At 58.1% G+C, this 4,329-nt stretch carries 4 protein-coding genes and 1 pseudogene; 3 read left to right on the top strand and 2 right to left on the bottom strand.

Annotation, left to right across the window (positions count from 1 at the left end; translation table 11 throughout):
• Positions 1–99: 99 nt before the first annotated feature.
• Complete coding sequence (gene nifT / locus EN964_RS26380) at positions 100–312, top strand: putative nitrogen fixation protein NifT (protein WP_024505230.1); 213 nt, start codon at positions 100–102, stop codon at positions 310–312.
• Positions 313–346: 34 nt separating this feature from the next.
• Entirely contained in the window at positions 347–1,240 is an 894-nt protein-coding gene (locus tag EN964_RS26375) for an SIR2 family protein (protein WP_024505229.1), read from the top strand.
• Between the two features lie 307 nt (positions 1,241–1,547).
• Here EN964_RS26375 and EN964_RS26370 read toward each other — a convergent pair whose 3' ends face one another.
• The gene (locus EN964_RS26370; protein ID WP_024505228.1) at positions 1,548–2,114 is read right to left on the bottom strand and encodes a sugar O-acetyltransferase; all 567 of its coding nucleotides are present in this window, start codon (positions 2,112–2,114) and stop codon (positions 1,548–1,550) included.
• Positions 2,115–2,578: 464 nt separating this feature from the next.
• Positions 2,579–3,622, bottom strand: a pseudogene (nifA, locus tag EN964_RS26365) (nif-specific transcriptional activator NifA); the annotation flags it as partial.
• A 62-nt stretch (positions 3,623–3,684) separates the two neighbouring features.
• On the opposite strand from nifA, the gene EN964_RS37850 reads away from it, so the two are divergent.
• Positions 3,685–4,137 (top strand): hypothetical protein, encoded by a 453-nt coding sequence (locus EN964_RS37850; RefSeq protein ID WP_127262932.1) that lies wholly within the window; start codon positions 3,685–3,687, stop codon positions 4,135–4,137.
• The last annotated feature ends 192 nt before the right edge of the window (positions 4,138–4,329 follow it).

The raw sequence follows: 4,329 nt of genomic DNA, 5'->3' as shown, positions 1-4,329 counted from the left end.
TGGCACGGTCGTCGGCATGCGAGCGCGCGAACTCATTAGCCTCGACAAAGTCGAGGTTCCCTGCGGAGCTGAAGGCATTTCCAACGGGGGAACAGCCGGATGAAAGTAATGATTCGCAGGACCGCTACTGGCTTGTCGGCTTATGTCCCCAAGAAGGATCTCGAAGAGCCGATCACCGAGATTGAGAACGCTGACTTATGGGGCGGGACCGTGACGCTCAGGAACGGTTGGCGGCTCATGCTGCCCGACCTTCCGCGCGACACGCGTTTGCCGATCACCGTCGAGGCGATGAAGATTTCCGACGGGGCCTGATGCCGGTGGGTTCAGTGGCGGAGAGGAAACGCGTATGAACACGATGCTGAGCTGGGACCATCTCGTCGTCGTCCGGGGCAGTTTTGCCAAAAAACTGATTGACCTGCTGAACGGCGCTCTCAAGGCCGATCGAGTGATCCCCTATCTCGGTCCTGGTCTTCTGCAGCTTAACCCACCGGAATCCCCTGTACCTTGCACCCCTGAAGATGTCGCCGCGGCCCTCAACAAGCGGGCGCCTGCCCCTTCCAGGATTCGCACCAATATGTGGTCGGTCGCGCAGTTTATCGAGCAGCGCCGACATCGTCGGACTCTCCAAGCGTGGATGGCGGAGATATTCGCAGCCCCCGCCGAGCCGACCGTTCTTCACGCCTGGCTCGCAACCCTTCAACTGTCTGTCATCATCGACAGCTGGTACGATGGCGCCATGCGAGCAGCCCTTGCAGAGGCCGGCCAAACAGACGTTGTCGAGATACAAGGAACGACGCGCGCGACCGGAATCGGTAACATCTGGACGAGAACTTACGATTTGTCAGGAACAGAACTCGAGGCCGAACAAGTGGCTAGGACGGTGCTCTATGCGCCGCACGGCAGCGTCAGGCCGGCGGCAAACTTCCTCGTGGCTGATTCCGATTACGTCGAAGTCCTAACCGAAATTGATATCCAGACGCCGATCCCGGACGCGGTGAAGCAACGGCGCGTCAACCGGGGTTTTTTCTTCGTGGGCTGCCGCTTCAACGATCAGATGCTGCGCACATATGCCAGACAGCTGATGAAGCGCTCCACTGGCCCACATTTTGCGGTGATCGATTCGGCTACGCTGACCAGAAACGAACGTCGTTTCCTTGCCGAAGGCGCAATCACGGTCATCGACATGCCGATCCGCAACGCCGCGGCTCGCCTCGTCGGGGTCGATGCTAGCCAGGATTAATGGCCGGCGATTGCTGGTGAGTCGCTGCTTGCCTCCAAGGGCGAAAACTCAGTTGGGAATACATTCGTGAGCAGTAATGCTAGTGGCAGCACAACGTAGGCTCTGAATTCGTTGGGCCATGTGAAAGGGTCCGCTGCTGCGGGACGTGAGCACGTTGCGGCGGCATTACGCACATGATCTTGTGACCCCCGTGGCAAAAGAACTGAAGCGCCCGAGTCGCGACAACATATGCAGCGCTCAATGGCTTCGACAAAAATTCGGCACAGTTTCGACAGTTCGCATGCACCTCCAGGGTCAACGAGGTTGATTATGCCTGTTTATGTGGGTCGGCCACGCGAGCAGGAATTCCCACTACCTTTGCCCCGGCGGGAACATCTCGTGTGACCACGCAGCCAGCGCCTACCACTGCATTATCACCAATCGTGACGCCAGGCAGAATGATTGCTCCACCGCCGATCCAGACACGGCTGCCAATGTGAACAGGACGCCCGACCTGCAGGCCGGCCTGCCGCTGCTCGGCATCATGTGGATGATCGGCGGTATAAATCTGCACAGCAGGCCCAATTGCCGTTCCTTGCCCGATTTTGACCTCTACCACGTCAAGAATAACGCAGTTGAAGTTGATGTAGGCATTGGCTCCAATGCGGATATTGAATCCGTAGTCGCAAAAAAAGGGCGGACGGATGACCGTTCCGCGCCCAACCTCTCCCAGCCGCTCGGACAAAAGCTCATGCCAATGCCCCGTGGTCTGCCCCAGCGTATCATTGTACCGCTTGAGCCAAGCCCCGGTTGCCAACAGGTCAGCTTGGATCTCCGGATCCGCCGCATTGTAAAACTCGCCTGCGAGCATCTTTTCTTTTTGGCTACGCATCATAGTCTCCCGTCAGGTCGTGTCCCGTACAGTGATGCAGGAACGCACATCAAACTGCCTCGGCAACTTTGTAACTCGATCTTGCCGGGCGCGCGGTCGGTCACGAGCCGGGGCGACAGTTTCGTCTCGACCAACTTCCAAGAATTTGGATATCGGAGATCAACCGGTCGCAGGGGCCAATACCTGACGAAGTCGGCAACTGTCCAGCGGTCGAACTCACTTTCATGCCCATCTCAGATTGCGTGATATCGAGCGGTAAGCCATCAGCTAATGTATCGACCAGGTCCCGCCAGAGGATTACTCCTTTTTAGTTTGTCAGTCGCAGAGCCCCAGTACGACTGGTGGTAGAAAGCACACGGCCGGAATCTTGGCAGCGCTGTTCACACCCACTTCGTAAGCCTGGCCGATGGGCTCGGCGCCAGAGCACCAATGCTTGACCTGCTCCAGCTCTTGCTCGGCGGGTTGTTTCAGAGACGCTTGATCTCGATACCGCGTTTTCTCAGCACGTAGCCGATCTGGCGCGGGGTCAAACCGAGCAGGCGCGCCGCCTTTGCCTGCACCCAGCCACACTTTTCCATGGCAGCAATGACCGTATCGGCATCGGGCACCCTACCACGAGTCGTGGCAGGGCCTATCGGCGCTTGCCCGTCGCCGACGGGCGGGGCGGCACAGGCGGCGGAAGGCTCGATCGTAGTCGACTTCTCTGACGTCGGCTGTCCGTTCTTCCACAGCGCCGCGGCCAAGCACTGATCCGCGTAACAGGCAAAGTCAGTTCTGAGGATTGATGGACCCGTCGCCAGAACTGCCGTCCGTTGAACGCAGTTTTCGAGCTCTCGGATGTTACCTGGAAATTCGCAGTTCATTAGCACCTCAATCGCTTCGGGAGCGAAGGTCAGCGTGTGATCATTCTCAGTATTGAAATTCTTGAGAAACTGAGCGGCCAAGAGCGGAATATCACCTCGCCTTTCGCGCAATGCCGGCACGCGTAAAGTGACGACGTTGATGCGATAATAGAGGTCTTGCCGGAACTCCTTGCGTTGAACTGCCGTTTCCAAGTCCCTGTTCGTTGCGGCAATCACGCGAACATCAACTTTAATGGTGTGGTTGCTGCCGACGCGCTCAAACTCCTGCTCCTGCAGGACACGCAGCAGCTTAGCCTGGAACGAACCTGATATTTCGCCAATCTCGTCCAGAAACAATGTGCCTTTGTCGGCAGCCTCAAAGCGCCCCTTGCGCAAACTGCTCGCGTCGGTGAAGGCACCCTTCTCATGACCGAACAAGTCAGATTCCAGAAGCGTCTCGGTGAGCGCCGCGCAATTGACCTTGATGAAGGGCTGCTTGGCGCGAGGCGAGAGCTCGTGAATGGCTTTGGCAACCAGCTCCTTGCCGGTTCCGGATTCACCTCGCAACAGGACCGTAGTCTTCGCCTTGGCCACCTTGACAAGGTGCTCACGCAGCTTGCGCAGCGCCTGACTATCGCCAAGCATCTCCTTGCTGATCTTTTTACGTTCCATTTGGCAGCCCATCCCACTCCGCCACCCGCCGGTAGAACTGCACTGGACGGTGAGCTGTGTTGTATTTCGCCATCATCATTCTCGATCTCACCTTTGTTGCTTCGAAATTTCCGGCGCGCGGACCCCCTCGGCAAATGGCAATGGCGCCTGAGCATCGTTGTCTTTCACCAGGACGAGCGTCTTCTCCTCCGTGCGGGCGCCCGCAATATGCGCGCTTGTTTGCGCAGGCCTTTACTCGACCGGTCGCCGTTCTGTCCGGCTTCTGCCGCACCGCAGCCTGCAAACCCATCCTTGACAAGAAAGGAGGGGAGTCAATCGAGCTCTCCTTGCATTCGTGCAAGGAAAATTGTCAGTTTGATAGAATTCTATCAAAACGGCAGAAACGCCCCGCCCCCAATTTGGCTGTACCTGCGGCGTTCAGCTTACGTGACGACATGTGCGGACTTGTCCCAATTGCCGTCCGAGTTGTGCGGGAAACAGTAGCCGCTGCGCTGTTCGCTTCAACCGCGTGATGCCGCTGACAGTAGAGGCGGCGGCTCGTCGAGCGAGGCTTCATTGTTCGGCTACTAAAGCGGCTGTGCTTTGGTGGGAGTTGGTTTCGCCCAAGTTCTGGGCCTGGGGGCGTCTAGCCCGTTTCGCCGCACAGGCTCCTCCCACATCGTCGAGGCCGAGAAGGAGGGACCCCGCAGCCCTCCCTGTATCGC

The organism is Mesorhizobium sp. M7A.F.Ca.CA.001.10.2.1 (genome assembly GCF_003998575.1).
Classification (GTDB): Bacteria; Pseudomonadota; Alphaproteobacteria; order Rhizobiales; family Rhizobiaceae; genus Mesorhizobium.
Note: the sequence above shows the minus strand (reverse complement) of the source record. Positions and strands in the feature narration are given on the sequence as shown.

Bases quoted from the DNA above. Each gene is read 5' to 3' on its own strand.
- EN964_RS26375 (WP_024505229.1), top strand. From the start codon at position 347: ATGAACACGATGCTGAGCTGGGACCATCTCGTCGTCGTCCGGGGCAGT.
- EN964_RS26370 (WP_024505228.1), bottom strand. From the start codon at position 2,114: ATGATGCGTAGCCAAAAAGAAAAGATGCTCGCAGGCGAGTTTTACAAT.
- nifT (WP_024505230.1), top strand. From the start codon at position 100: ATGAAAGTAATGATTCGCAGGACCGCTACTGGCTTGTCGGCTTATGTC.